We start from the raw sequence: 26,569 nt of genomic DNA, 5'->3' as shown, positions 1-26,569 counted from the left end.
CTCATTAGTCCTGCAACCGCACATCCGCGCAATCGGTTATCCGGAAAGGCGCCCCCTTGGCCTCTCCCCGCACAACGACTTTGTTCCGCAGGAACGTCAACCCGTCTACGCTTTTGGCCGTCAGTAGCAGCCCGTCGACGGTATCGAACTCGTTGTCCTCGATGCGTATATTGTGGTGGACAAAGGACCCGGTCACGATTTTCTTGTTCTCCGGGGCGACGGAGATGACGTAGTCGTCGGGCGCATCGTTGTACCCGCAACCGATGAACCGGTTGCGACGGATCGTGACGTCCCGGACGGCGCCGGATTCGAACCAGGAGAGGGCGTCGTCCGCGATAAGGATCGCGTGCATGCCTGTCCGGTAAAACGTGTTGTCTTCGATAAGCACCTTGCGGCGGGTAGTCACCAATACGCCCCGTGTGTCCGTCCGTTCGAAGCGGCAGTGCCGGATGGTGACGTCGGGGGTCCAGGTGATGTTTTCGATACAGTCGCCCGTGCGTACGGGGGACTGAGGCTTTGTCTGAAGCCTCAATTCGATCTCGCGCCGGTTGATCAGCCGCGCGCTGCGCACGATCCCACACCCGATGGGCAACAACGTTTGGGGATCGATGTAGGCGATGCTGTCGCCGGGGTAAAAGGCCTCGAAACCCCAGGTCTGCGGGTGCATGAAGCGAACCCTTACCGTTGCCGTGTTGGCCGCGGACACGATGCGCAGGTGCGTGCCATGAACATTCACCGCGTCGTCATGAGAACCCTTGGTGCAACAACTGTCCAGCAGAATGCTGCCTTTGCAACCGGAAAAATGGAAACAGTCCGCGAAGGCGCTTACGACCCGGCCGTGGCTCGGGGTGACGTGGACGCCCTTGAAACAAAGATTCTCCGAATATTGGGAAACAATTCCCAGTCCGTGCATATAATACATATCCACGCCCGCGAGCGTCACGTTGCGGCTGCGGTCGATAAAGACGCCGGCGTTGTCCCGGTAGGGGTCTCGGACTGTCAGCACCTCACCCGCATGAAGACCGGCCTTGCTGAAATCGCCCTGGAAAAGCACGCGGGAAGACCCGGCGCTGGACGCCCGGCTTTCAAAGTCGGACGCCCGGCTTTCCCGGAAGGGCTGAAACGACGAATACCGCATCGTTTCTCCTGCCGGGTCATACACGATGGTATGGAAATCCCGGGTCTCCCAGCCGTCACCGTAAAAGTGAATCCGGCCGGCGGAGTCGATCCGGTAACGGGAATCCGGGTGGATGAGGACATCGGCCTGATCCGGGCGGATGGACTGGATCGTCATTTCCGACATGGTCGGCCGGTCATAATCTACACGAAGGTCTTTAATGGTGATGTCCGAACAGTGCAGCAGCGCAAAGGATACCATTTTGCCGTGCAGCACCAGCAGGGTATGATGCCCTTCCACCACCAGGTGATGCACATTTTCCAGGCAAAGTGCGATGTGTTTTATTTTCGGCAGGGTATCGTCTTCGGTCGCGTTGGATATATACAGCTCCTTTTGAACGGAACCTTCCGGCCAGAGGTCGATCCGGCCACCGGGTAAGGACAAGACGCGTGCTCCTTTGCAGGCTTCCGCTGCTTTCTTTAATGCCGGACTCCCGTTTTTCAACGGGTCCGTCACCACCGATACCAAGCCTACCTGGCTGACTTGCACCGAGGCTTGCTGCCCGGCGTCCAGTGGCACGTCCACGTAGGATATGTCCCTGCCCCACTTATCCGTAAACCGCTGCGCGGGGAGCATTTTAGCGCCCACCCTCGCGCTCGTGTACAAGCCGGAGAACTGGGCCCGCCAGATCACTCGCTTTTTGCCCGTGTTGGTGACACTGCTTTCCCGGGGCGATAGATGCCGAATGGTCAGGGTGGTACCTAAGACGGGAAGATCTTCCAGCCAGGCGCTGCCGGGGCCGCGGTGACGGTACAATGTCGTTACGGTGCGGGTGCCCGGTATGGGAGACACGCCCATCAGGCCCAGGACGACGGCCTGCACGACGCCGAAAGATACCTCGGGGTATTCACGGCGCGCGGTGCCGGGATCGGCAAGGTACAGGATCGTATTCCTCCCGGTATCCCAGAACCCCTCCCGGTAAAACAGGTAAGGCAGATATGAGGTGTTTTCTACATTCCAGCGCACAGAGGCCAGGTGGTCGACGGTGCGGCGGATACGTGCCGTGTCCTGTAACGCGTCAAACCACAAAAGGAAGGTTTCTCCCTCCCCTATGCCAAATTGGTTCCCGGTGCTGTACCAGGTACGGTAGCGGCCCAAGGAGTCGCTCCACCAGTCGCTTTCCAGCCGGGTGCGGTATTGCTGCGCGCGTTGTGTGAAGCCGCCGGCCGGTTCTCCCCGTTGTTTCAGGATCTCCGAATAGGTCTCCAAACCGCGGTACAGCGCGGCCACCAGGTCGACCCCCATCTTCATGTCGGGGATCCCCTCTGAATAGGAGGGTAGGCCGCGACAGCGATCGAACGCATCTTCCTCATGAAAAGGCGTGGGCGCATTCGGATGGGCGGGTCGTGTCAGCAACGAGTCCGGCTGCAAGACCCAGCTGTTAATGTAGGCATCGGCGGTCTGCTCCTGGAAGTTTCGGAAGACCGGAGCCGTGTAATAGCTGCTGTCACCGGTCCAGGCGGCCAGCCGCCACGTCGCCCACAACACGTCGAAATTGGCATCCAGGTTGTACCAGAATTCTTTGTCGCTGCGATAGTCTTCCGGGGCGGGTACGCCATGCTTATTCATTTCCCAATAGGAACACCAGTTTTTCTCCGCGGACATATTTTGGGCGAACAGCGTCAGCATATTCTTATTCGCTGCGTCCAGTCCAAGGATGGCGGCGCCGACCGACTGGTGGGAGACGTCCCGCATACAGAACGCGTCCCTCGGCGGGAGCGCGGATTCATACCAGGGGCCTACCGGATCGCCGGGCTTTCCCTTGTAGTGCAGGGCTTGGGTTTTTGCCCAGGCAAAGGCGCGCACCAGGGCGGTGTCGGAGCCGCAGAAGCGGACGCCCTGGGCGGCGGCGGTGCCGCAAACCGCGACCACACTGGCGAGCCAAAACCATTTCTTCATACGCTTAATTTATAACAATGGGCGTAACCCCATCCCAACTAACGTTTTTCACTTTCACTCCATTCCGGTACACCGTCACCTCCCTGCCGCGTACCGCAATACGCCAGTCGGCGCCAAAGGCAGCGATATGATCGAGGGACATCGACGACCAGCCGGCCGGCAACTTAGGCGTGATCGAAAAACTGCCCAGCCCCAGCGGATCTATCCCAAAAAGTCCCTCGGTGATGACCCGGCAGTACAACGCGCTTTCCGCCGAGAGCTGGCGCTGGTTTCCCTCCGGCCAGGCCTCCACGGGGTAAGGTACGTGTTCTCCAAGCAAACGGGTGCGCGAATAGTATGCAAAATAACGGTAACAGGTATCCGTAGCGCCTGCGGAGAAAAGCCCCCGGAACGCGTACAAAGTCGCCCGGTCCCAAAACGTGGTATCCCCTTCTTCGGTGAGGATACCGTTTTTCGTCCAGAGATGGGGAGACAACAAAGCCCGTACCGTTTGAGACGCCCGGTCGTCGATACCCATCACGAGCGGTAGACATATCCAGGACCGGAGCACCGTATTTCCGTCATAGTAGCGATAGGTATCAAAGCCGCTGACCCTTGCGCCAAAGTATTTACCCAGGTCTTCCCTAAGCCGGCCGGCTTCCGACCGCAGGCGGGCGGCCGTCACACCGTCTCCCAGGGAGGCCGCCAGGCGCGACGCATACAGAAACCCGCCGTAAGCCAATACGTTGGTGGATAAATTGACTTTCCCCGCGGGAAACCGACCCTCCAGTTCATCCGCGTCGCTGGCGATCACCCCCTCGGAAGTGCGCTTCCGGCGAAGGTATTCCAGACACCAGGAGATCAGCGGCCAAAGACGCCTGGCCTCCATGGTATCTCCATAGGCCAGGGCAAAACGCGCCGCGCCATACCCAATCATGGCCTGGTCACCCCGGTCACCCGCACCCGCCCAAATGGTATCTCCTTCAGCAACGATGGAACTGGGCAGGGGACGGTACCCCGTGTTCATGTAGGAGGCAAACAGCCGGAACGTATTTCCGGCCGCTTCATTCCCGGAAGCGTTGCCAAGGAACGGGAAAAACGGACTGGCATACTCTGCCTGGTCGTTCGCCCAGATCGCGGCGTAGTACTCTCCCCCACCCGGGCCGTGCATCAAACCCGCTTTTGTATCATAAATGCTTTCGGTCGTCCGCAGTTTTGCAAAATCAAAAAGCCGGTTGATCGTATCGTTGGGCGTTGTCAATACCAGTGACCCGAAAATGTCATCGACCAGGTTAACCCTTCGCTTTTGTTCATAGTCCGCTGAAAATACATACGAATACTCCGATGCCCGCCGCACGGAGACGACATAGCTGAAGGCCACGCTGGATCCGGGTCTCAGCGTCACATCCCCGCCGCCGTACGTCCTGCGCGTAAGGACAAACGGACCTTGTATTTCGCCGGCGGATGCCGTCACGCTGTCCCTGTTCACCACCGGGAGGTGCAGTGTCATCGCTTTGCTTCCCTTGTTGGTCAGAACATACCGCTCTACGTATGCCCGCTTGTCCACCGAAGGGAAAACCGTTCTTTGCAACACCAATGGCGTCTGCGTGCCGCTCACCATTTTTAGTATCCCTTTAATATAGAAGACGCGGGGGCGTTCGACGACCGGCCGGCCGTCGATCTGCAGGGAGTCCATCACCCGTTCCACAAGACGAAGCGCATAGCTGCCGCGGGTATCATTGGGGATGGTCCGGAGTCCCGGGAAAACGAGGTGTTGTGTCAATACCAAACCGCCCTCTTTGTCCACACCGTAGGTGATGATGGCTGCCATACTTTTCCCCGCCATTTCGATATGGTCGTCATGGGCGCTGCCCGGTGTCACCGTCCAGCGGATCCCTTTGTCCCGGCAAAGCTGCCACCTTGGAGACTGGGCAAACACCGCGGGTCCCCACCACATAAGTCCCCAAAACAGTAAATGTTTCATAATAACTAGTCTGGTCTAGTCTGCAAACATAAGTCTATTTCGCCAGTCCCAGGGGCGAAAACAGCATAAATATGGCGACCATCACCGCCAGCAATGCGACCGCATAATAGTACCGGTTCTTCCAGGGTGTCAGTTCGACCTTTGCATTTGCTACGGATTGATACGGTTCAGCCATCGGCCGGATACGGCCCACGATCAGCATCAACCCGGCCGTCAATACAAACAACAGGGCCAGCACGTGGAGGAAATGAAGCGGAACCGGGAAAACGGTTTGTGTAAGTCCATAGCAAAGTATAAAGAACAAGAGCCCCGCCTTTGCCGCCAGCGCCGGCACCCGCTTTGTCAGCATGCCGACGAAAATGATGGTGAAGATCGGTACGTTAAAAAAGCCATTGACCGTTTGTATATAGGTATAAAACCCGTGCCGGGCAAACACCAGGAAAGGGGCGATCGTCATTGCCAAAAAACAAACGCCCAGTTCGAAACGCTTTGCGGCGCGCACCATGGACCGCTCCTCCACATGTACCCCTTTCGACAACCGCCAGGGCCGGTAAATGTTGAGGATAAAAAGGGTGCTGCTGCTGTTCAAACCCGCATTGAACGTGCTCAACCCGGCGCCGAAGATGATCGCAGCGATGTACCCCGAGATAAAAGGGGGAGACACCAGTGCCGCCAATGCGGGAAAGACCTCGGCCGTATTGCGCAGGCGGCTGAATACATGCACGGCGATCAAACCCGGGATATTCAGCAGCAGCGGCGAAAACAGCTTCCCCAGGCAGGCCACCGCAATGCCCTGCTGGCAGGTTTTCAGGTCCCGGGAGGCCAGCACCTGCTGGACGATGTATTGCTCGGTCCCCCAGTAATACAGATTAACCAACAACATACCCGTGAACAGGGCCGGGAACGGGATCGGGTCACCGGTACGACCGATGCTGTTGAAATGTTCCCGGTGACTCCCCAGGACCGTGCGAAGACCGGCGCCCAGGTCGCCATGCCCCAGGTACCGTAGGGCGAAAAAGGGCAGCAAAATGCCTCCGGCAAAAAGGCCCATGCCCAGCAACGTATCCGACACCGCTATCGCCCGGAGGCCGCCGAGTATACTGTACAGACAACCGATGGCACCCATGAGCCAAACCAGTATCCAGACCGAGGGCCAATAACCGATGTGCAAAAGGCCGGATACATCAAACAGGGCATTGAAGGCGACAGCGCCTCCGTACAATACCGTCGGCAGCAGGTTGACGATATAACTCACCAGGAAAATAACCGATACCAACGTCCCCGTCGACCGGTCATACCGCCTGGACAGGTATTCAGGAGTTGTCGCAATGCCCGTCCGCAGGTAGATCGGCATGATAAATTCGGACACCAGCAGCATGGCAAACACCGACGTTACGCCCCAGGCGATCACCGTCATATTGTTGGTATACACCAACTCGTTTTCCCCGATAATCGTTGCGGTATTGATATTGGCAAACAGCAAACCGCCCCCTACGACCAGGAACCCGAGACTCCTTCCGGCGAGGAAGAGGCCGCTCAGGGTATTGACTTCGGTCTTCCTGGTCTGCCGCCAGGCGACAAAGGCAATGATGGACGTAAAAAGAAGAAAGCTCGCAATCATCTATAGTGTGGCTCTTCGCCATAATACCATCGGCATCGTTTCCATCACCGCCTCGCGGCGCATCACGAATTCCCCGGCTTTCTTTCCCATTAAGGAGAAATCCGCCGAATAAGTCGTGATCCCGATCAGCTCCTTGGCAGGCTCGTCGTTATGGGAAAGTATCCCCAGGTCCCGGCCCGGTTTGAGTTTTCTGGCTTTACACTCCTTCAGCATCGCAAATACGGCATAGTTATCCAGGGTGAAATAGACCTTCCCTTTTTCCAGCGTACCGGGTTTGAATTCCGGGAGCACCCGGCCCTTAATACCGGCATCCTTCAGGAACTTTTTGAAAGCGCCGACGATTTCCTTGGGGTCCAGCGAGTCGGCCGAATGGTAAAAGATGATCTCGTCGAACTTCCGGATCACCGGCGCGAGCTCCATGAATATCATGTAGGACGACAGCGCAAACTCCTGGGTGATATGATTGAACTCCCCATCGACCGGCTCATACCTGTCCACCATCAGGAAGCGGTGCCTGGGGATGGTTTCCAGCAGTGCTTTCGTCCGGGGGTGCGGGATCGGGGCAATCACGTACATGCCATACTTGCCCTTTACCTGCGTCAGGATGGTTTCAAAGACCTCTATATTGCCGTGGTGGAAAAAGACGTTCAGGTGTACGTTGGGCCCCAGCTCCGCCCTGAAGTTCCGGTAGAACTGCTCCTCGAAGGTGTCCATATTATACATCAACAGGGCCACCTGCAGCGTCTGATCCGTGTTGCCGTTCGTTACATAATAGCCCCTTCCGCGGGTAGAACCGATCAGACCGCGATTGATCAGCTCCTGATAACCCTTTACAACCGTATCCCTGGAAAACCGCAGCGTGCGGATCATTTCGTTGAGTGACGGCAGCAAGTCATCGGTCATCAGGAGCTTTTCATCGATCGCGTTGATGATCCCGTTCACCAGGCGGTCGTGCTTTGAAAACGACGGTACCGCCTCCAGCTTCTTTATTTCGTCAAAAACCGTCTTCATGCTTCAATATACGTCAAAGCTCAATTATACCCGGTGTTCTGTGTAAGATTGGGATTGGCCTGTATCTCCGACCTCGGGATCGGGTAGTAATAAAAGCTCGGCAACCACACCCTGGTTTGCACGGTATCGACCCGGTACGAGAACGTCGTATTCTGCGCATTGGTTGGTGTGATGATGATGCCAAGCGCGTCGCCGGCGCCCTGGTCGGCCATGCCCCAGCGGCGGAGGTCGAAGAAACGGTGTCCTTCAAAACAAAGCTCGATCCGGCGTTCCTGTTGGATCTTCTGGATCAGGTCGCTTCCGCCGCCGGAAGCTACATCCGGCATACCGGCCCGCTCCCGGATCTTATTCAGGTAGGTGAGCGCCGTCGCCGTCTGTCCAAGCTCCGCTTCCGCCTCCGCATAGTTGAGATAGATCTCCGACAACCGGAAAACGATCCACTGGGCCGCACTGTAGGGCTCTACATTAAAGTTATACGTGGAATCGACCATCTTCAGGATCGTATATCCCGTTTTGGAGGCATTCCAGGGGGAGAGGGAGCTGAGTTTCGAGTCCAGCCCACCCAGCCAGAACTGGGCAGCCCGTCCCTGGAACGAAGCGCCGTTGAAAAGGATATCGGCATAAAAACGGGGATCGCGGTTCTGGTAGGGGTTCGCCGCCTCCGTGGCATTGCTCCAGCTAAATGCAGAGCCATCGTTCATCTGGAATGCTTCCACCATTTGCTCCAGCACATTGTAGGCGCTGTAACCGTTGTAGCCGTTCGGGCTAAGGTCTCTATAGACCGTATTATAACGGTCCTCGTAGACGTCTCCGTACACCCGGGCAAAGATCACCTCGGGGTTGAAGAAGTCTGTAAATATTTTGCCGTAGGAAGCCGAACTGCCGTAGAGAGAATACTGGTTCAGGTTAATGACCGCCAGCGCTGCATCGGCGGCTGCCTGCCACCTGGTCATATCGTTGGTCGTGTTGAAATAAGGACTGGCCGCATACAGGAGCAATCTGGACTTCAGGGCGAGCGCGGCACCTGTGGTGGCGGTCCCTTCCTGACCCGAAGGCGCAGCGGGCTGCAACCCGGGCAGGGCCGCGCTGATATCCGACAGGATAAATGCCTCCGTTGAATCCCAGGTGGCCCGTGTTTCGGTAAACTTCGTATCGTTGGTCGTGTATACCTTGGTGATCAGGGGCACACCGCCGAAACGTTTTAACAGCTCGAAATAGCACAACGCCCGGAGAAAATGTACCTGGCCCGTCATCGACACGATTTGGGCCTGGTTGCCCACGGTGTCCAGCATGCCGATGTTCTGAAAATAGGTATTGCACTTCTGTATGGTGCTGTAGAGCGTCGGCCAGAAATTCAGCGTTCTGCTATAGTTCAGCGGGAAAGAACTGCCCTGGTTGTCCGGCGTCGCCTGGCCCTGTACATACTGGTTTTCGTTGCACCAGTTGAAGTTGCTGTATAGTTCATCGGTCTGGGAGCCCCAGCCGAATCCGCCGTCCTTGAAGGCAAAAACAGACTCCGCATAAATTTCGTTCACAAACACCTGGACCAGCGCCGGGCTCGTCCAGACGGCATCTGTCGTAAAGGAACTGGTCGGTTGTATATCCAGGACCTTTTTACAGGCACACAGGGTTGTTATTATTAGTATAATTCCAAATGACTTTTTCATGATCTGTTGCTTTTAGAAGGTGACGTTCAATCCGACATTCAGGACCCTTTGCTGGGGATAATACCGCCCGTTGGTGGACGAGCCGCTAGGCGCCTCGGGGTCGAAGGACGGTCCCCATTTGTCGATCGAAAAAAGGTTGTTCCCGCTGACGTAAAACCTGGCCGAGGCGATTTTTGCTTTCGACAGCAAACCGTTCCGGGGAAGGTTGTACCCGATCTCCACGTTTTTCATGCGCAGGAAGGCGTCATTGAGCAACCAGAACGTCGACGCGTAGGTGTTGGACCCATACGTGGCATTGGTCGGACCGTTAAACGTCCGGGGATACTTGTCGTCCCCGGGTTTCAGCCACCGCCCGTCATAAAACTGCTGTGCCATGTTCAGTCCTCCCGGTTGCAGCATGGCCTTGGCCGCCGCCTGTCCCTGGAAAAAGATGGATACGTCGAAGTTGCGGTAACGGCCCCCGAAATTAAGACCATACATGATCTCCGGTGTAGCGGAGCGGTTGGTCCGCACTTCGTCGAGCGCGTTGATCACCCCGTCGCCGTTGACGTCCTTGTACCGGATGTCCCCGGGGCCCGATCCCAGGGGATGGGGCGTATGGCTCACCGTGGCGGTGTCCTGGTAGAGCCCCATGGCCTGGTAAAGCAGGAAGGAGCCCGTCGGGTGCCCCGTCAACCGCTGGTAAGCCGGAACCGACGCGGGCTCCGCTTCGTAGACGACCTTATTGACGGCAAACGTAAAGTTCCCGTTGACGAAATAGGAAAATTCCCTGCTTTGGCTTTTGTGCCACCCGAGCTGGAATTCGATCCCATGGTTCAATACCTTACCCAGATTCTCATCCGGCAGGGTTAGCCCCGTATATTGAGGCACGGTTTCGTTCGGTGGCACCAGGATGTGTGTCCGCATGCTCCGGAATACGTCCATGTCAAAGGTCAGGTTCTTGATCAACCGCATGTCCAGTCCCAGGTCGGTCGTCGTCGCCGTTTCCCAGGTGATGTTCACATTCGGTGTGGGGCCCAGCACAAAGCCCGGGACCTGTGTAGGCGTGGCCCCATAGAAATAGCCCGCCGCCAGGTATTGAGACACCTGCCCCGCCTGCAATTGGTAGGTCTGTATGTATTGGTACGGGTTGACGGCGTCGTTCCCCGTCTGTCCCCAACTGCCCCGCACCTTTAGCTCGTCGATGACACCCGATTTAAAGAACGATTCATTGGACACCCTCCAGGCCGCCGATACCGCAGGGAAAAAACCATATTGTTTGCCCTGGGGGAAATTGGGCGACCCGTCTTCCCGCATGTTGACATCCACCAGGTACCGGTCGTCATAGTTATAGGATACACGGCCGATATAGTTTTGCCGGGCCGTCATGGTCGTCACCGAATTGTTCGTCTGACCGATGGTGCTGCCCGCAAAAAGGTCTTGTACGCTGTTGCTCAGGAAACCCGTACGATACGCATCCAGCTCCGTATAGGTCTCGCGGGACATCTCATAGGCCGCGAACGCCTCTACCGCGCTTTTCCCAAACTTCCGTTCATACCCGAGCTTGAGGTTCACCAACTGGTCCTCCGTCTTCGAATCCGTGATCGACAGGTTCGGCGGGATCGAGCTTTGTACCTCAGTGTAGGTATTGGTCGTCTCGTCATAGCTGTAGGCGGGCGGCGGCTGCGCGTTGAAGCCTTTGTAGTTATAGTAAAAAAGGTCGTAGCTATAATAACCGTCCAGGTGCAAACCGGGCGTGATCTTATCCCAGTTCCAGCCAAAGGACGTCTTGGTTTGCAAAAAATCATAATTGTTGGTCGTATTGCCCAGGTCCCCGTTCAGGACATAGACCATACTGTTTTGCGGTCCCCCACCGATGCCCACGCCAACTTTGCCATCGGGATACCGCGCGACCAGGTAAGGATAAGCGCTCCAGAGTTCCTGGAAAATATCGCCTGCCGAACCATATTGGGGGCCTTCGGTCAGCTTGTATTCGTTCCGGTACATGGCGTCCAGTCCCATCCGGAAGCTGGGCGTCGCCTGGATGTCTATGTTGGCGCGTACATTTTTATTCGTATAATAATCCGATCCGCCCTTGTACATGCTGTTCTGCCGCAGGTATTGTCCCGACAGGTAATACCGCACCTTGTCCGAACCGCCCCGCAGAGAAATCACATCGTTGTTTTGATACGCCCATGTGTTCATGACGGTTTTCCACCAGTTCGTATTCGGATACCCCAACGGATCCGAGCCATCTGCGTACTTCTGCAATTGTGCCGCTGTATAGGTTGGCTGCTGGCCGACCAGCGCATCATATTCATTCACCGATTCCGCATAGTCGTGCGAATTCAGCATTTTCGGAACCCGCGTGGGTTGCGTCCAGGCATTATTGGAGGTAAACGAGAGGATGGGCTTCCCCGAGATCCCCCGCTTGGTCGTGATCAGCACGACACCGTTGGCCGCCCTGGCGCCATAGATGGCCCCCGTCGCGTCCTTCAGCACGGTAAACGATTCGATGTCGTTTGGATCAAGCCGGTTAAAACCGCCCTGCCGGTCGGGTACGCCGTCGATCACGATCAATGGCGCCGTGTTGCCCAGCGTCCCGATACCCCGGATATAAAAGGTGGCGTCGTCTGCGCCCGGTTCGCCGCTGCGCGTGTTCACGATCAGACCCGGCATCGACCCCGCCAGTGCGTTCGAGATGTTGGCCACCGGCGATTTGGCAATCTCCCCTCCGCTGATGTCGCTCACGGCCCCCGTGAGGTTTACTTTTTTCCGGGTGCCATAGCCGATGACGACGACATCCCCCAGGTCCTTCCGGCCGCCCAGCAAGGCCACCGTGACCGAGGTCCGGCCGTTCAGCGCCACCTGCTGGTCCCGGAAACCCACCATGGAGAAGGTCAGCACCGCATTTCCTGGCGCTGACAATGTGAAATAACCCGTGGAATCGGTGGTCGCTCCCCGTTTCGATCCCTTGACGCCAACGGTGACCCCGCCCAGGGAAGTTCCCGCCGAATCCGTGACCCGGCCTGTGATCTGAGGGTTGGACTGAGCCGAATTATTGGATTGGGCCGACGCGGCGAGGGTCAGCATAAGAAAGCCCCCAACGGCAAGGCCGAGGAGGCACCTCTTTTTTAAAAGCAATTGCGCAAGCATATCTGTTAGTTTTTGGCTTCATACCACTAGTCTGGTCTAGTCTGGTAATGTGAAGATAAAATGGTTTTTAATATTTTACAATAGTTGGGGGGAAAAAAAGGAGGGTGAGTTACGAAACCGTTTGCGTAGTCCGCTGTATTTGCAAGAAACCCTTTGATTTATACAATTCGCCCTTGGGTTTATTCGAGACATTTACGGGGCTAATAGAAACCTTCCATGAATTTGCCAAATATTGGTTCCGTAAATACAACGTTGATTGATGGCCTGCTGATCCGTTATGCTTCTTCTTCCGGCCCGGAAAGCCTGCCCATCGTTCTTACAGCGCCCTGGCCGGAAAGCATCTATTCATTCTATCATCTGGCTCCGCCGCTTGCCGCCCGGCATCCGGTCCTGTTGGTTGACTTGCCCGGTTTCGGTTTGTCACAAAGCCGTCCCGACGTCATGGCGCCGGAAGCGATGGGTGTTTTTTTTATCAAACTGCTCGATCATTTTGGTCTTACCCGTGTGCACGTGATCGCCCCCGACGTCGGCACACCCGCGGTTCTTTTTGCCGCGTCAAAGCAACCTGAGCGCTTTGAGAGCCTTGTTATCGGGGGCGCTGCCATGCAGCCCAACCTTGCGGCCGGCTCCTTGAAGGACCTCATCTATTCCCCACCGGGCTCACTGACTGAGGTTGGATCCAATGGCGTCAAGTCCTACCTGGCGCACGCCGCCCTGCTGACGCCCGCTGCCGTCATTGAAGACTTCCGTGCCGCATCGGCCGGCCACCGCCTGGAGGAAGCCACCCAATTTGTACGCGGATATATAAAGGACTGCCCCATTCTGGAGCCAAGGCTGGCCGGTATAAAAACACCTTCACTGATCATAGCCGGGAAAAATGATACGATTGTACCGCCTGTAAATGGTCAGTTTCTTGCCGACAGGCTCCCCAACAACCGGTACCTGCTCCTGGATGCCGAGCACCGGGTTTGGGAAGAAGCCACCGCAACGTACAATGAGGCAATATCCTCTTGGATTTCGGGAAATTATAACTCGATAATATGAATATCAAAACTGCCTCCATTGGCAAATGGGAAAGCATTGCCCCGGAAGTACGGCCCAGCAACACAAAAAACGCGGATGGCACCCTAAAGCCGTTTTACCTGAGAAGAAGATTCACCCTTCAGGAAGACGACAGCTTCGAGCTCATCGTCACGAACCTCGCAGACCCCAACGGGAAAGTGCCCCTGGTTGCCATGTCCATCAAAGGACACATCGAATGGCGCGGGGATCATCCCATAGCACCCGGTGCGCAAAAGGTGGACTTCTCCGCCGACGAAGCCTACACGGTAACACCATTGGTGCAGGGTTTTGCAGACATCCTGAACCAGTTCACCAAGGGTTTCAATGAATGGAAGGTCGGTGACACTCAAAGCATCTTTAAAAAAGCATTTCCGCCCTTTGGTTTGACAACAGGTCAGATCTTCAAGGAATACGACCTCATTTACGTCTTTAACGGTATGATGTTCTGGGGTGCAAGAAATGTGGATGGACGTGGCTTTGATACCGAAGAAAACAGACCTACGAATTTGCAAATCCCCATGATAAAAATATGACTCTACACTATGCTGACGCCCCCACGCAATATGTCGAGGTTTCGGGTGTTCGTTACGCCTATCGTTCACTAGGTGCCTCGCAAGGCATCCCTCTTATTTGTTTTCAGCATTTCACCGGGACTTTGGACAACTGGGATCCCTCGGTGATCGATGGCCTGGCGGCTTCGCGGCCGGTGATTACCTTCGACAGCGCCGGCATTGGCAATTCCGGGGGAGAAACGCCTGATAATGTCCAGGACATGGCGGTCATTGCCGTCAGCGTTATCAAGGCCCTGGGGGTTGCAACATGCGACGTCCTCGGTTTTTCGCTGGGAGGTTTCATCGCCCAAACCATTGCGCTGACCCATCCTGACCTGTTCAGGAAGATCATACTGGTCGGCACCGCACCGCAAGGTACGCGGGCGTTGTACTCCTTCCCGGATCTGGTGGGCAGGGCCTTTAAGCTGGAGCCTGCCGAAGGTTATCTATACCTGTTTGCCACAAAGACCTCCAAAAGCCGGGACGGGATCAAGGCCAGTATGGCTCGCCAGGCGGCAAGAAAGCAAGACAGGGACAAACCAACGGGCCTGCCTGCCGTTCAGCAACAGATCAAGGCGCTGACCCGCTGGGGAACCGACCCGGTCACGCTGGACCTTGGTAACATCCATCATCCTGTCCTGATTGTACAAGGCAGCAACGACGAAATGATGGATAGCCCGACCTCGTCACCACAGCTTTTTGAGCAAATACCCAATGCCGTGCTTATCATGTATCCGGATTCCAGTCATGGGATGTTTTTTCAGTATCCGGAAATGTTTGTTAACCATGCCAATTACTTTTTGGAGGATGTCAAATAGATAGACATTTTTTGGTATATTAGGGGGGATGGCCAAGTTCCCTTTTTACCAGCAATTCGATGACATGGATTGCGGACCTGCCTGCCTCCGAATCATCACGCGGTATTATGGCAAGAGCTATTCGATGGAATATATCCGAAGCCGCTCTTTTTCCTCCAGGGTCGGGGTCAGCCTGCTGGGTCTTTCCGATGCCAGCGAAGCGCTGGGTATGCGAAGCCTGAGCATCACGGTGGGTTTCGACGTGCTAAAGAAGGAGGCTCCCCTACCCTGCATCGCCCATTGGAGGCAGCGGCATTTCATCGTTGTGTACAAGGTCACGAACAAGCACGTGTACGTCTCCGATCCCGCTTTCGGGCTGCTGAAATATTCACACGCCAAGTTCCTGGAAGGCTGGCTCTACAACCAGCCCCAGGACGGGGAAGGCGTACTGCTGTTGCTGGAGCCGGCACCGGCTTTTTATGAAGCGGATACGACGGAAAATGATAAAAAGAACGACCTCTTCTTTCTATACAATTATGTCAAACCCTACCGGCGGTTCGGGCTACAGTTGCTGGCAGGCCTCGTGGCCACCGGTATCATTCAGTTCCTCCTACCCTTCCTCACCCAATCCGTCGTGGATTACGGTATCAATACCCAAAACCTCCAGTTCATTTATATCGTGCTGCTGGGGCAATTGATGCTGTTCTTTTCCCAGACGGTCATCGGGGTGCTCCGCAGTTGGATACTCGTCCATGCAGGCTCCCGGATCAATATGGCCATCCTCTCGGACTTTTTGCTGAAATTGTTGAAACTGCCGATGACGTTTTTCGATTCCCGCTCACCCTCCGATATCATGCAGCGGATCGAAGATACCAAACGCGTGGAGAACTTCCTTTCCTCCATTACGCTCAATGCTGTCTTTTCCTTTTTTACCCTGCTGGTCTTCGGCACCATACTGGCCTTCTACAACTTCACCATTTTTCTCATATTTTTTGTCGCAACGGTCCTGTACATCGTCTGGATATTGCTGTTCGTCAAACAAAGGGCGATCCTGGACTACAAGCGGTATGACGAGGCAAGGGAAAACAAAAGCAGCATCCTCCAACTGATCAACGGCATCGCGGAGATCAAGCTGAACAACAGCGAAAAAAGGCGGCGCTGGGAATGGGAGGCCATTCAGACCAGGTTGTTCAAGATATCCCTAAAGTCGGTGAGCTACAACCAGCTCCAGGTCAGCGGCTCGGCCTTTATCAACGAACTGAAGAACATCATCATCCTGGTCATTGCAGCCACGGAGGTGATCCGGGGCCAGATTACCTTAGGTATGATGCTGGCCATTCAATACATCCTGGGGCAGCTCAATGCCCCTGTTTCGGACTTCATTACCTTTCTGCAGAATTCGCAGGATGCGCGGCTAAGTCTTTCCCGGCTGGCGGAGATTCACCGGCAGAAAGAATCCGGCACCGAGAGTTCTTCCCGTTCCGCGGGTTCGGTCGTTTCCGCCGCCGGTTCAGGCATTCGTCTGACCAATGTCAGCTTTCAATATGGGGGGCCGCAATCCCACTTTGTGCTCCGCAACATCAACCTGGACATCCCCGGTGGGAAAATAACCGCCGTGGTTGGCGCCAGCGGCAGCGGGAAAACCTCCCTGCTCAAACTGATCCTAAAGCTGTATTCCCCTACGAAGGGAAACATCCAGGTGGGAGCACAAGACCTTGACCAGTTGGATACACCCTCCTGGAGACGAGACTGCGGAACAGTCATGCAAAACGGGTACATTTTCGCGGACACCCTGGGCCGGAATATCGCGGAATCGTCGTCCGACGGTTCCATCGATCCGATCCGGCTAAAAGAAGCAACGAACCTCGCCAACCTTCGTCAGTTGGTCGATCAGTTGCCGATGGGTTACCAGACAAACCTCAGTTGGGATGGCATATCCCTGAGCGGTGGAGAGCTGCAGCGCATCCTGATCGCACGCGCGATCTATAAAAATCCCGCTTATCTTTTTTTCGATGAGGCGACCAGCTCCCTGGATGCCAACAACGAAAAAGAAATCATGGCCAAGCTGTATCCATACTACGAAGGCCGCACCGTGCTCATCATTGCACACCGGCTGAGCACGGTCAAACATGCGGATAAGATCGTGGTATTGAATAACGGCGAGATCGTCGAGGAAGGCAACCACGAAGAACTGGTCGTACGAAGGGGAAAATATTTCGAATTGGTCAGAAACCAGCTGGAGCTGGGTAATTAATAAACCTACTATGGAAAATCCGGGCGTATACGGGGGGACCGAGTCGCTCCACGACATCATCGGGAAAATGCCGGGCAGGATACTATCCTGGGGGCTTTTGTCCATTCTCCTGTTAATGGGTATCCTGCTTGTCTTTGCCTGGATCATCAAATACCCCGATATACTGACGGCGCGTGTGCAGATCACTAGTTCCAATCCCCCCGTATCCGTGGTGGCGGAATCCGATGGCCGCATCCAGTTGACGGTTCAGGATGACAATTCGATCCATAAAGGCGATGTACTGGGTATCATTGAGAATCCTGCGCGTTCTGAAGACGTTTTTTACATAAAGGCACTTCTGAACAATTTCCTGGACTCGCTGGCCCTTCCCAACCAATTCTCCCAACATCGGGTCCGCACCAACCTGCAGCTCGGAGAGATCCAAACTGACTTTGCCAATTTTCAAAAACAGTACGAAGATTATTTGTTTTACATAAGGGGGAACCTGCAGCAAAATGGAATCCTCGCTTCAAAAGCCAAAATTGGCGATTATCAACGCCTCCTGGGCAAATACGATTCCCTAAACGACTTATCCGCCCGGGATGCCGACCTCACCAGGCAAGACTACACCCGCAACAAACAGCTAAAAGACGGGAATGTGATCTCCGCCCAAGACCTCGAAAAGGACGAACGGGTGCTCATCGAATCCAGGAAAAACAAGCAACAGGAAGACATCAATGTATTGAATGCCGGCCTTCGCATCGCCGAGCTCAACAACGACGTCCGGAGTTATGAAATCGAATTCCGGCAAAACATGGAGCTCTACACCTCCAACCTGGCCGAAGTTATCAAAAAGATCAACGCCGATATTATTGCCTGGGAATACAAGTACGTGCTGCGGAGCGTGACCGACGGCAAGACCTCCTTCCTCAACATCTGGAAGAACAACCAATACGTCAAAAAGGGGGACGTCATCATGGTCCTCATCCCCGAACAATCCGACGAGCTGATCGGAAAAGCGCTCATCCCCATCCAAAATTCGGGTAAGATCCGGCCCGGGCAACGCGTACAGATCAAGCTGGACAGCCATCCTTATTATGAGTACGGGTCGATTTGGGGCGTAGTCGGCTCTATCTCCCTCGTACCCAACAGCAACAACAACTATATCGTCAACATACGGCTGCCGCAAAGGCTGACCACCACCTATCACCAGACTATTCCCTTCTCCCCCTCCCTCGAAGGGACGGCTGAGATCATTACCCAAGACCGGCGGTTGATAGGACGCCTCCTGTTCAGCCTTCGTCAACTATTTGAGAGAAAGTAAAATTTTAACGGGAAATATTAACTTAATTTATTAGATTTAGTAATCATCCCTAAATTTTAAAGCCATGAACCTGAAAAAGAAGAAGCCCGCCTTTGACAGCACTTCGCCGGCCAGGCTCTCCCTGTCCGATTTTGCCACCCGCGACAACGTCATTACCTCCAACATCCAGCTGACCAAGGTCAACGGGGGAGAAGCCGACGCCGGCCCCCGTCCTCCATTGCTCATTATCACCCGCTAAAACCAAACGTATATGAATGTGAAAAAAAAGAACCCGACGGCCGCACCAAAGCAGCCGGCCAGATTGTCTTTGTCTGATTTCGCTACACGCGACAACGTCATTACCTCCAATGTTCAGTTGAGCAAAGTCAACGGAGGGGAATCCGATTCCAATCCGCGGCCGCCGTTGATTATTATTGTTCGCTAAAAACGAGATTGTATGAAAAAGAAAAATCCTGTTGCCGCTTCGAAGCTGACCTTGTCTGATTTTGCTAAGCGCGACAACGCCATTACCTCCAGTGTTCAGTTGAGTAAGATTAACGGAGGGGGGACGGATAATAGTCCGAGGCCGCCGTTGGTGATTATGACACGGTAAGTGAAAAGCTGGCCCGCTCGGGCCAGCTTTTTTTATCCTGGTTCAGCATCCTTATATGCAGTTACACAATCCGCAATACTCCGCTATTGCAGATTTGGCCATTTCCGCCTATCTTACATCATTCGCTATCACCTGCCTAATAAATCGCAGAAAAATGGCCAAATTCCTAGATACTCGGAAATGTGCCGCGGAAATCTCCGACCTCATTAAAAACTCCGGCTCCGATTTGATTCTCATTTCCCCTTATTTACAACTATCCAAAGACTTTCGGGAACTGCTAGCTTATAGAGACAAAAAGGGTAAAAGGACTACGCTGATCTTTCGTGAACCAAATTTGAGCCCGGACGACATCGTTTACTTTCGAACCCTCCGCCACGTGACTCTGCGATTCCACGAAGACTTACATGCTAAATGTTACACCAGCGCCGATCGCATGATCATTACTTCGATGAATCTCTATCAATTCTCGATGGACCACAACAAGGAAATGGGTGTGCTTGCAGAAAAGGCTCTTCCTTCAGACTCTCAATTATTTCAAGATACTTTGAATGAGGTCCAATATATTATTGAAACAAGCCGCTTATATGTAATTCAGACTTCAGGAGATGTCATACCTTCTCCTACGAATGGGAAAGCGCTAAAAACAACCAAAAAAGGTATCGGTTTCTGCATTCGGACAGGGGTTGAAATTCCGTTCAATATAGACAAGCCTTTATCTCCGGATGCTTATAAAAAATGGAAAGAGTTTGGCAACCCCGAATATGCCGAAAGATACTGCCATTTCTCTGGTGAACTTTCTGGAGGCGAAACCAGCGTCAGCAAACCCATTTTGAAAAAGTATTGGAAAGATGCTCAGAACTTATATGGTCTCTAAAAAACCTAAACCCTCCACAAGTCCTTTGACTGATATTCCTGATAAAATTATTCAAATTCCCAATACCGAATACTTTAGTATAGGAACCAAGGAAGGGCACCAAAAAATCACTATCGGCCTGGCAGAAACGGGGAGTCATTTAACCATTACAAATAACAGCAATCGCCGTACCATCAATGCTCACATCACCTATGACAACCCCTCCAGACGGCCAGATTATCTTTGCGAATTCACCTACTACACCTGGGCAAGACTAATTGTTCAGTAGAAGCAAGCGATCTTGTCTCTACTGAAACAATTCTTCACGACCCGCACCATCAACCTGGGCCGTCTTAAGCGGCATCACACTTTCTTCGTGACCGGGAACCCAGATCCCGAGACAGAAAAGGCCATTGTCAAAGTTAATCAAAGCAAAACCTACTTGCGATCCCCCAAGAAAGTTCACTATAGCTCAGTCCAAAATTTGATAAAATCTCCCGAAGAAATTCAAACAGACAATGCTCAATTCTATTTCATATTCATATTCAAACCTTCTCAGAAGGCCTTACAAGACATCATTTTCCGAAATCCTAATAGGCCCCAAAGCAGACGATACTTCTTTATAACGAATAAAATGTACCGGCAATTCTGTAAAACTCAGAACGCACTACTCTATTCAATTCTTGCCGATCTCAATTTCACGCATAAAGAAAAGCTTTTGAGGCTATTCGAAGGAGCGCCATTTTTAAAGACAATATCAACATAAATATTATTTTTCGGCTACTCAATATCAATTCTCCTCCCTACAACAGCAAATGGTAAATTATACTTGTGATGATCACTGAGCCCATTCTGTAAAACAATATCCATAGCACTGAAAAGCGAACCGTCTTTTGAAAGCTCAGGGCTAGACCTTAGGATATAATACGATGGAATTCCATTGAGTCCAATTGGAAACGCATCTACAGTATCTACCAAAGAAGCGTCATTCTCTGCAATTGCATAATTCTTCTCGCCTCCAAAATTCATTGAGTTAGCTGCTGCAAAATTGGTGAAGAGGACAAGTTCGTTATGCGTAAGACCCTCCATTTTGTCCGTATCTGGATTGTATTTATACCATTCAACAGTATAGATTTCCCTTCTAATTATGCTATTGAACCTGAAATGACTCAATTTTGTCTTCAGTTTATACATAATATCTCGATTAAATTGGGTTTCTGCGCTTCTTTTACTCAAGCAATAATAAATCATCTATTACAGTATCGATACCCAAACAGACGATATAAATAGCATCGTGGCCGCTCCGAAATGTTTCCAAACTTATGGAAAAGTAACAAAAGCATCGGCAATATTGAATTTGGGTAAAATAAAAAACAACCGGATGGACCTTAATTACCCGGCAAATTTTTCGACTGATAATCAATAATTTAAATAAATAAAATGTTGCCCCACTTTAGTTGGACAACCCTGTCTAAGAATATTAAAAAATAACTACTTTTGCTTTTCGAACACTTGTTCGAAACACTTGTATCATGAGTGACGTATTAAACACAGAAACGGTTATCCGGAATGCTGCCAGGAAAATTTTCACTTCCAAAGGATTTGACGGCACTACGGTTCAGGATATCGCCGATGAAGCGGGAACGACCAAATCCATGGTCAACTACTACTTCAGAAGTAAGGAAAAGCTGTTCAGCAGCATTTTCCAGGAGGAGTTCCAACATTTTTTTGCCGTCATAGCCACTTATTTGAATGCCGATTTGCCGCTTAGGGATAAGATTGCTCAAATTGTTGAACTGGATACAAACAAATTTTCTGCGTTTCCCGAATTGCCTGTTTTCGTCATGAGTGAGGTAAACAGGAACCCTGGTATTGTTCTATCACTGATCGGTAAGGTGTCAACGAAAGAGTTCTTAGCCGTTCTGACAAAACAAATAGATGCCGAGTCAAAAAAGGGCGTTATAAAAAAGATTAAAGCGGAAGACCTGTTATTGAACATTCAAGCGCTGACGATTTTTCCGTTTATAAACAGACCCTTGATGATGAAGCTTTTTAATTTGACCGAGCTGCAATACGTGCACAAAATCAATGAAAGAAAAAAGCAAATCGCTGACATCATCTGGGACTCCATCAAAATCTAAAAAAATTTACCCATGAATCGAACAGATGTTTCAAACAATCGTTTTAATCTGGCGTGGCTGTATGACAATTGGAACAAATCAACCATTTTCCTTGCGGTATTTGTGTCCGCGATGTTAACCCTGTACGTTAAAAACAATAACTACGCCTTGTTTCTGCTTTGGCTGCAAACCCCTGTTTGTTTCCTACAACAATTTGAAGAGTATATATTACCTGGGGGATTTGCCGGTTTTTTCAATAAAAAGGTATTGGGCTCTGACAAGTCCGACTTCCCTTTTACAAAGGCACGGTCTTTTTGGGTCAACATCGCACTGATTTTTATTGCATTTCCCGTTTCTGCCATTTTATCGGGACAATTTGCCCTCTCCATAGGGCTTTGGACAGCCTATTTTTCGGTGATCAATTCTCTTCCTCGTGTGGTGATGGCGCTTAAATTCAAGGGGTACAACCCGGGGCTTATTGTAAGTGTGCTTTTTAAAATTCCTCTGGGGGTGTATGTTATCTATTACTTCGCGTCGAATCATATTGTTTCAACGAAAGCTCAGTTAACCGGGCTGGCTATAGGATTACTTTGTCAGGTTTTGTTAGGGTTGTGGGGGGGTAAGATTTTAAAGCCGCTTATAAAAAAAGAAAATCGGCTATAGTCTGCTACTTCAATTCCAAAATTTCACAATTTGTTGGTGTACGTTCTGCGTAGACAACATGCAGCGTGTCTCCGATTTTGTATTGATTGTATTTATCCTCTTCGCTAAATGTGGAATATTCCACGCCATTTACATAGAAACGGCACTTTAGCAGCCATTCATGCCTGTTCCGCCCGCTAGTATGCCATTTTTTATATACAATTCCCATAGTCGGTTTTCCGTGTAAAGTCAATTCCTTGTCCTTCATCTTATTCAAATAAATTCCATAAAGGGGGCCCCAAACCAATACGGACAGTGCGGCTATTCCTATAACCGTATTCTTTTTGATTTCAAATGTCCTGGCAATAAGAAAGACAAGTATTGGATTCACTACAAATAAAAGAATGAAAGGAAGCCAACGCAGGAGGTCTTGCTGTTGCCCATAAATAATTCGATCGCTTAATCCAAAGAAAATTGTGATTATCAATATTATATACAGCAGTATATAAATGACTCTTTTCATATATATTAAATATACGCTGTGGTGGGTGAAGCGCAAAATCCGGGTGGGTTATCCTGGTGCGTCGCGGACTGCGGGTAAACTCGCGTTCGCTGCACCATCAATAATAAGACCCCTTTTATAAGAGACCTGTAGCTGCTTGCGTGGCTTTCCGGCGCGGCATAAAATTATTTTCAATTGATTTTCAATGCATTAATATCTATCCTGGTAGCCTAGGGCCAACCCGAACTTATTGTATATTTGTAAAGTGAGTTATCTGTCGACCATACAGGAGAAACTTCGTCGGGCAAAACCCGAACTCTCTAAAAAGTACCATGTCAATTCCATTGGCCTGTTCGGTTCTATTGTAAGAACCGATTTCAGACCAGAAAGCGACATCGATATTGTGGTCGACTTTAGCCAGCCTATTGGTATCGAATTCGTCGATTTGGCGGACGAACTAGAGCAACTGCTCGATCGAAAAGTCGACCTTGTTTCCAAAGCGGGTATAAAGCCGCAATATTATCGGGCTATTGAGTCCGAAATACTTTATGTCTAGTAGAGATCCACAACTTTTATTGCAAGATATTATTGAGAGTTCCAATAAGATTTTGTCTTATACGGAGAGGCTTTCATATGAGGAATTCGTTGAGGATGGTAAGACTGTCGATGCGGTTATTCGGAACTTTGAAATTATTGGGGAGGCGGCTAACAGGCTGCCGGAGGAAATCCGGACTCAAAATCCTAATATAGATTGGCAGAGGATAAGGGGGTTTCGGAATAGGATTGTGCATGACTATTTTGGCATTGACAATAAAATCGTTTGGTTAGTAAAAGAGCAATTTCTTTCAACTTTAATAACAGAGATCAAGGATATTTTAGGCAAAATCAACTGAAATACTTCACTTTCTCCGCAATTAAAAACTATATGCTCATTTTAGAATGATGACGACAAATTCTCAAAAAAGAGAGCTATCTAACTTCACAAAGTCTGTACTGATCGCCGTCCTTTCGGGAGCTTTTACTTTGACTACCGTTTTCATTACATCCTATATCGGCATTCGCCAAACGCGAGAAAACGACAAGAAACTCTTGTTGGAAAGAAAAATTGACCTGCTCGATAAGACTACAAAGCTTTTCTATAAGCTTCCTGGGATTCAGGAAATGATGGCATACAAAATCCACAATAACTTCGACACCTTCATAATTAACCCGATGGATCACCAGCTTGAGGTCGTTCCGAAAAACTACTTTATTTCTAAAGACGCTGCAGAACTTAGGGCCGAATACTTTTCCATCTTAGTCCAAGATCAGTTATACTTTGGCCCAAAGACTAAGGCCTTTATCATAGATTCAATATCAAACGGGGCAATGAAGGACAAACTATCTTGGTGGGATACGCCCGACTCATTGGGCCAGAGGTTGACCGAAATCATGTCATCTGAGTTGACGAATTGATTAGAGCTTGCTGGCGCTATTTCAATCTCCATAGGAATTCGCTTAATTGCTAGGCAGCTTTTGCCGCTGCGCAGACCGCGAGCGAGCTCGCGTCCGATTCGTTGTAAATAAAAAACCGCCCCAAATAGAGCGGTTTTTGCGGAGAAGGGTGTTCTTTTCGAGGTCCCGAGCGGATTCGAACCGCTGTAAAAGGTTTTGCAGACCTCTGCCTAGCCACTCGGCCACAGGACCAAAAAAGCCCGCGTTAGCGGGGTTGCAAAAATAGGGTAAATGATTGATTTTTAGAAATATTTCCGAAATTTGGTGGATATGCAGAAGATCGCGGATTCGGAATTGATCCTCAATGAGAGAGGGGCGGTGTATCACTTGGATTTGAGGCCGGAAGAAGTGGCGCATACGGTGGTGACGGTGGGGGATCCGGACAGGGTGAAGGAGGTGAGCAAGCATTTCGACAGTATCGAAGTGAGGCGGCAGCACCGTGAGTTTGTGTCGCATACGGGACGGGTGGGGAAAAAGCGGCTGACGGTGGTGTCGACGGGGATTGGGACGGATAATATCGATATAGTATTCAACGAGTTGGATGCGCTGGTGAACATCGACCTGGAGAAGAGGATGGTGAAGGATCAGCTGACGTCGCTGAGAATCGTCCGGGTGGGTACGTCGGGGTCGTTGCAGAAAGATGTACCGGTGGACAGCTTCCTGGCGTCTACGCATGGGCTGGGGTTGGATAACCTGTTGCATTTTTACCGGGCGCAGCCGAATGATGAGGAGAAACAGCTGGTGCATGCATTTGTGACGCATACAGGGCTGAATGGGACACCGCCTTATATCAGCGGGGCGGCGTCTTCGTTGATGAAGCACTTTGTGGAGGGGTTCCACCGGGGGATTACGGTGACGTGTCCAGGTTTTTATGGGCCGCAGGGGAGAGTGCTCCGTCTGGGGCTGATGTACCCGGAATTGATCGACCGGTTGGGGGATTTCCGGTTTGGTGCACATAGGATCACTAATTTTGAGATGGAGACGGCGGGTATATATGGGTTGGGGCGGTTGCTGGGGCATGCGTGCCTGAGCTTGAATGCCATCGTGGCGAACCGGGTGGAGGGGACCTTCACAAAGGATGGGGCCAAAACAATAGAATCGCTGATCCGGAAAACATTGTCCATTTTAGAACAAACGGAGTTATGATTCCATTTTTCAAATACCAGGCTACGGGGAATGATTTTATCCTGATCGATAACCGGGAAGGGTTGTACAGCGGGCTGACGACGGAACAGGTGAAGTGGTTGTGCGACCGGCGGTTTGGGATTGGGGCGGACGGGTTGATGTTGCTGAACAAAAAGCAGGGGTATGACTTTGACATGAAGTATTTTAACGCGGACGGACGGGAAGGGAGCATGTGTGGGAACGGGGGGAGGAGCATCGTCCGGTTTGCGCATAAGCTGCGGTTGATCGGGCATAGCGCATCGTTTACCGCGGCGGACGGGGAGCATGAGGGGACATTGGGGAATGGGGATTGGGTGCGGTTGCACATGAACCCGGTGCGCGCAATTAAGAAAGAAAACGACCATTTCATCCTGGATACGGGCTCTCCGCATTATGTAAAGCACGTGGAAAAGGTGGCGGACCTGGACGTAGCAAAGGAAGGAGCGGCGATCCGGTATAGTGCCCCGTTTTCGGAAAAGGGGATCAACGTGAATTTCGTGGAGTTGAACGGAGACGGCAGCATTTATGTCCGGACGTATGAGCGGGGGGTGGAGGATGAAACGTATTCCTGTGGGACGGGGGTAACGGCTTCGGCCCTGGTGGGCGCGCGGTCGAACGGACCGGGGAAGGTGGATGTGCAGACACTGGGGGGAAGGCTCCAGGTGGAGTTTACAAAGGTGGGCGACAATGACTTTGAGGACATTTGGCTGTGTGGGCCGGCGACCTTTGTGTTCAAAGGAGAAATCGAACTACCTTTATAGC

The 26,569-nt window shown here is 52.0% G+C and carries 24 protein-coding genes and 1 tRNA gene; 16 read left to right on the top strand and 9 right to left on the bottom strand.

Translation table 11 applies throughout. The features are described from left to right. Positions 1-4 precede the first annotated feature (4 nt). Genes EDB95_RS22295 through EDB95_RS22270 form a run of 6 tightly spaced genes read right to left on the bottom strand, consistent with a single transcriptional unit; the run spans position 5 to position 12,473 of the window. On the bottom strand, positions 5-3,076 hold the full coding sequence (locus tag EDB95_RS22295) for a right-handed parallel beta-helix repeat-containing protein (protein ID WP_133997534.1): 3,072 nt from the start codon (positions 3,074-3,076) through the stop codon (positions 5-7). Between the two features lie 4 nt (positions 3,077-3,080). Next, the gene (locus tag EDB95_RS22290; protein ID WP_133997531.1) at positions 3,081-5,039 is read right to left on the bottom strand and encodes a glucosidase family protein; all 1,959 of its coding nucleotides are present in this window, start codon (positions 5,037-5,039) and stop codon (positions 3,081-3,083) included. A gap of 34 nt (positions 5,040-5,073) precedes the next feature. Beyond that, on the bottom strand, positions 5,074-6,660 hold the full coding sequence (locus tag EDB95_RS22285) for a solute:sodium symporter family transporter (protein WP_133997528.1): 1,587 nt from the start codon (positions 6,658-6,660) through the stop codon (positions 5,074-5,076). Beyond that, a complete protein-coding gene (locus EDB95_RS22280) occupies positions 6,661-7,671 on the bottom strand; it encodes a GntR family transcriptional regulator (protein ID WP_133997525.1) in 1,011 nt (336 codons plus the stop codon). A 20-nt stretch (positions 7,672-7,691) separates the two neighbouring features. After that, complete coding sequence (locus tag EDB95_RS22275) at positions 7,692-9,338, bottom strand: RagB/SusD family nutrient uptake outer membrane protein (RefSeq protein ID WP_133997522.1); 1,647 nt, start codon at positions 9,336-9,338, stop codon at positions 7,692-7,694. Positions 9,339-9,350: 12 nt separating this feature from the next. Further along, on the bottom strand, positions 9,351-12,473 hold the full coding sequence (locus tag EDB95_RS22270; protein ID WP_133997519.1) for a SusC/RagA family TonB-linked outer membrane protein: 3,123 nt from the start codon (positions 12,471-12,473) through the stop codon (positions 9,351-9,353). A gap of 216 nt (positions 12,474-12,689) precedes the next feature. Here EDB95_RS22270 and EDB95_RS22265 point away from each other — a divergent pair, with 216 nt between their 5' ends. The 9 genes from EDB95_RS22265 (at position 12,690) to EDB95_RS22235 (ending at position 20,174) form a co-directional block, all read left to right on the top strand. After that, positions 12,690-13,517 carry an alpha/beta fold hydrolase gene (locus EDB95_RS22265; protein ID WP_133997516.1) on the top strand — a complete coding sequence of 276 codons (828 nt, stop codon included), beginning with the start codon at positions 12,690-12,692 and terminating at the stop codon, positions 13,515-13,517. Continuing rightward, a complete protein-coding gene (locus EDB95_RS22260; RefSeq protein ID WP_133997514.1) occupies positions 13,514-14,068 on the top strand; it encodes a hypothetical protein in 555 nt (184 codons plus the stop codon). Before EDB95_RS22265 ends, EDB95_RS22260 begins: the two co-directional genes overlap by 4 nt. Then, positions 14,065-14,904 (top strand): alpha/beta fold hydrolase, encoded by an 840-nt coding sequence (locus tag EDB95_RS22255; protein WP_133997511.1) that lies wholly within the window; start codon positions 14,065-14,067, stop codon positions 14,902-14,904. Before EDB95_RS22260 ends, EDB95_RS22255 begins: the two co-directional genes overlap by 4 nt. Before the next feature lie 28 nt (positions 14,905-14,932). Next, positions 14,933-17,137: a peptidase domain-containing ABC transporter gene (locus EDB95_RS22250; protein ID WP_133997508.1), complete on the top strand. Its 2,205-nt coding sequence runs from the start codon at positions 14,933-14,935 to the stop codon at positions 17,135-17,137. Between the two features lie 10 nt (positions 17,138-17,147). Continuing rightward, complete coding sequence (locus EDB95_RS22245; RefSeq protein WP_133997505.1) at positions 17,148-18,440, top strand: HlyD family secretion protein; 1,293 nt, start codon at positions 17,148-17,150, stop codon at positions 18,438-18,440. 64 nt (positions 18,441-18,504) lie between these two features. Next, positions 18,505-18,678 carry a hypothetical protein gene (locus EDB95_RS27385; protein WP_162852735.1) on the top strand — a complete coding sequence of 58 codons (174 nt, stop codon included), beginning with the start codon at positions 18,505-18,507 and terminating at the stop codon, positions 18,676-18,678. A 198-nt stretch (positions 18,679-18,876) separates the two neighbouring features. Further along, a complete protein-coding gene (locus tag EDB95_RS27380) occupies positions 18,877-19,032 on the top strand; it encodes a hypothetical protein (protein ID WP_162852734.1) in 156 nt (51 codons plus the stop codon). Positions 19,033-19,186: 154 nt separating this feature from the next. After that, a complete protein-coding gene (locus EDB95_RS22240) occupies positions 19,187-19,906 on the top strand; it encodes a phospholipase D family protein (protein ID WP_162852733.1) in 720 nt (239 codons plus the stop codon). After that, positions 19,881-20,174, top strand: a complete 294-nt coding sequence (locus tag EDB95_RS22235) for a hypothetical protein (RefSeq protein ID WP_133997499.1) — start codon at positions 19,881-19,883, stop codon at positions 20,172-20,174. The genes EDB95_RS22240 and EDB95_RS22235 overlap by 26 nt, the downstream gene beginning before the upstream one ends. 491 nt (positions 20,175-20,665) lie before the next feature. On the opposite strand, the gene EDB95_RS22230 is transcribed toward EDB95_RS22235, so the two are convergent. After that, positions 20,666-21,079 (bottom strand): hypothetical protein, encoded by a 414-nt coding sequence (locus EDB95_RS22230; protein WP_133997496.1) that lies wholly within the window; start codon positions 21,077-21,079, stop codon positions 20,666-20,668. A 338-nt stretch (positions 21,080-21,417) separates the two neighbouring features. Between EDB95_RS22230 and EDB95_RS22225 the strand changes: the two genes are divergently transcribed. Beyond that, positions 21,418-22,026 carry a TetR/AcrR family transcriptional regulator gene (locus tag EDB95_RS22225; RefSeq protein WP_133997493.1) on the top strand — a complete coding sequence of 203 codons (609 nt, stop codon included), beginning with the start codon at positions 21,418-21,420 and terminating at the stop codon, positions 22,024-22,026. A gap of 12 nt (positions 22,027-22,038) precedes the next feature. After that, positions 22,039-22,668, top strand: a complete 630-nt coding sequence (locus EDB95_RS22220) for an HXXEE domain-containing protein (RefSeq protein ID WP_133997490.1) — start codon at positions 22,039-22,041, stop codon at positions 22,666-22,668. 4 nt (positions 22,669-22,672) lie between these two features. Here EDB95_RS22220 and EDB95_RS22215 read toward each other — a convergent pair whose 3' ends face one another. Then, positions 22,673-23,170 (bottom strand): hypothetical protein, encoded by a 498-nt coding sequence (locus EDB95_RS22215; RefSeq protein WP_133997487.1) that lies wholly within the window; start codon positions 23,168-23,170, stop codon positions 22,673-22,675. A gap of 244 nt (positions 23,171-23,414) precedes the next feature. Here EDB95_RS22215 and EDB95_RS22210 point away from each other — a divergent pair, with 244 nt between their 5' ends. The 3 genes from EDB95_RS22210 to EDB95_RS22200 are packed head-to-tail and all read left to right on the top strand — an operon-like array spanning position 23,415 to position 24,604. Next, the gene (locus EDB95_RS22210) at positions 23,415-23,705 is read left to right on the top strand and encodes a nucleotidyltransferase family protein (RefSeq protein ID WP_133997484.1); all 291 of its coding nucleotides are present in this window, start codon (positions 23,415-23,417) and stop codon (positions 23,703-23,705) included. Continuing rightward, positions 23,698-24,042: a HepT-like ribonuclease domain-containing protein gene (locus tag EDB95_RS22205; protein WP_133997481.1), complete on the top strand. Its 345-nt coding sequence runs from the start codon at positions 23,698-23,700 to the stop codon at positions 24,040-24,042. The genes EDB95_RS22210 and EDB95_RS22205 overlap by 8 nt, the downstream gene beginning before the upstream one ends. A 46-nt stretch (positions 24,043-24,088) precedes the next feature. Next, positions 24,089-24,604 (top strand): hypothetical protein, encoded by a 516-nt coding sequence (locus tag EDB95_RS22200; protein ID WP_133997478.1) that lies wholly within the window; start codon positions 24,089-24,091, stop codon positions 24,602-24,604. Between the two features lie 160 nt (positions 24,605-24,764). Here EDB95_RS22200 and EDB95_RS22195 read toward each other — a convergent pair. Further along, a tRNA-Cys gene (locus tag EDB95_RS22195) sits at positions 24,765-24,835 on the bottom strand. A gap of 78 nt (positions 24,836-24,913) precedes the next feature. Between EDB95_RS22195 and EDB95_RS22190 the strand changes: the two genes are divergently transcribed. Beyond that, positions 24,914-25,789, top strand: coding sequence for a nucleoside phosphorylase (locus EDB95_RS22190; protein WP_133997476.1), 876 nt, complete (start codon positions 24,914-24,916; stop codon positions 25,787-25,789). Further along, on the top strand, positions 25,786-26,568 hold the full coding sequence (gene dapF, locus EDB95_RS22185) for a diaminopimelate epimerase (protein ID WP_133997473.1): 783 nt from the start codon (positions 25,786-25,788) through the stop codon (positions 26,566-26,568). Before EDB95_RS22190 ends, dapF begins: the two co-directional genes overlap by 4 nt. Position 26,569 lies beyond the last annotated feature (1 nt).

Source organism: Dinghuibacter silviterrae (assembly GCF_004366355.1).
GTDB classification, from domain to species: domain Bacteria; phylum Bacteroidota; class Bacteroidia; order Chitinophagales; family Chitinophagaceae; genus Dinghuibacter; species Dinghuibacter silviterrae.
Note: the sequence above shows the minus strand (reverse complement) of the source record. Positions and strands in the feature narration are given on the sequence as shown.

What these genes read in the sequence shown, in the direction of transcription:
- EDB95_RS22295 (WP_133997534.1), bottom strand. Translation starts at nt 3,076, where the DNA reads ATGAAGAAATGGTTTTGGCTCGCCAGTGTGGTCGCGGTTTGCGGCACC.
- EDB95_RS22290 (WP_133997531.1), bottom strand. Translation starts at nt 5,039, where the DNA reads ATGAAACATTTACTGTTTTGGGGACTTATGTGGTGGGGACCCGCGGTG.
- EDB95_RS22285 (WP_133997528.1), bottom strand. Translation starts at nt 6,660, where the DNA reads ATGATTGCGAGCTTTCTTCTTTTTACGTCCATCATTGCCTTTGTCGCC.
- EDB95_RS22280 (WP_133997525.1), bottom strand. Translation starts at nt 7,671, where the DNA reads ATGAAGACGGTTTTTGACGAAATAAAGAAGCTGGAGGCGGTACCGTCG.
- EDB95_RS22275 (WP_133997522.1), bottom strand. Translation starts at nt 9,338, where the DNA reads ATGAAAAAGTCATTTGGAATTATACTAATAATAACAACCCTGTGTGCC.
- EDB95_RS22270 (WP_133997519.1), bottom strand. Translation starts at nt 12,473, where the DNA reads ATGCTTGCGCAATTGCTTTTAAAAAAGAGGTGCCTCCTCGGCCTTGCC.
- EDB95_RS22265 (WP_133997516.1), top strand. Translation starts at nt 12,690, where the DNA reads ATGAATTTGCCAAATATTGGTTCCGTAAATACAACGTTGATTGATGGC.
- EDB95_RS22260 (WP_133997514.1), top strand. Translation starts at nt 13,514, where the DNA reads ATGAATATCAAAACTGCCTCCATTGGCAAATGGGAAAGCATTGCCCCG.
- EDB95_RS22255 (WP_133997511.1), top strand. Translation starts at nt 14,065, where the DNA reads ATGACTCTACACTATGCTGACGCCCCCACGCAATATGTCGAGGTTTCG.
- EDB95_RS22250 (WP_133997508.1), top strand. Translation starts at nt 14,933, where the DNA reads ATGGCCAAGTTCCCTTTTTACCAGCAATTCGATGACATGGATTGCGGA.
- EDB95_RS22245 (WP_133997505.1), top strand. Translation starts at nt 17,148, where the DNA reads ATGGAAAATCCGGGCGTATACGGGGGGACCGAGTCGCTCCACGACATC.
- EDB95_RS27385 (WP_162852735.1), top strand. Translation starts at nt 18,505, where the DNA reads ATGAACCTGAAAAAGAAGAAGCCCGCCTTTGACAGCACTTCGCCGGCC.
- EDB95_RS27380 (WP_162852734.1), top strand. Translation starts at nt 18,877, where the DNA reads ATGAAAAAGAAAAATCCTGTTGCCGCTTCGAAGCTGACCTTGTCTGAT.
- EDB95_RS22240 (WP_162852733.1), top strand. Translation starts at nt 19,187, where the DNA reads ATGGCCAAATTCCTAGATACTCGGAAATGTGCCGCGGAAATCTCCGAC.
- EDB95_RS22235 (WP_133997499.1), top strand. Translation starts at nt 19,881, where the DNA reads ATGCTCAGAACTTATATGGTCTCTAAAAAACCTAAACCCTCCACAAGT.
- EDB95_RS22230 (WP_133997496.1), bottom strand. Translation starts at nt 21,079, where the DNA reads ATGTATAAACTGAAGACAAAATTGAGTCATTTCAGGTTCAATAGCATA.
- EDB95_RS22225 (WP_133997493.1), top strand. Translation starts at nt 21,418, where the DNA reads ATGAGTGACGTATTAAACACAGAAACGGTTATCCGGAATGCTGCCAGG.
- EDB95_RS22220 (WP_133997490.1), top strand. Translation starts at nt 22,039, where the DNA reads ATGAATCGAACAGATGTTTCAAACAATCGTTTTAATCTGGCGTGGCTG.
- EDB95_RS22215 (WP_133997487.1), bottom strand. Translation starts at nt 23,170, where the DNA reads ATGAAAAGAGTCATTTATATACTGCTGTATATAATATTGATAATCACA.
- EDB95_RS22205 (WP_133997481.1), top strand. Translation starts at nt 23,698, where the DNA reads ATGTCTAGTAGAGATCCACAACTTTTATTGCAAGATATTATTGAGAGT.
- EDB95_RS22200 (WP_133997478.1), top strand. Translation starts at nt 24,089, where the DNA reads ATGATGACGACAAATTCTCAAAAAAGAGAGCTATCTAACTTCACAAAG.
- EDB95_RS22190 (WP_133997476.1), top strand. Translation starts at nt 24,914, where the DNA reads ATGCAGAAGATCGCGGATTCGGAATTGATCCTCAATGAGAGAGGGGCG.
- dapF (WP_133997473.1), top strand. Translation starts at nt 25,786, where the DNA reads ATGATTCCATTTTTCAAATACCAGGCTACGGGGAATGATTTTATCCTG.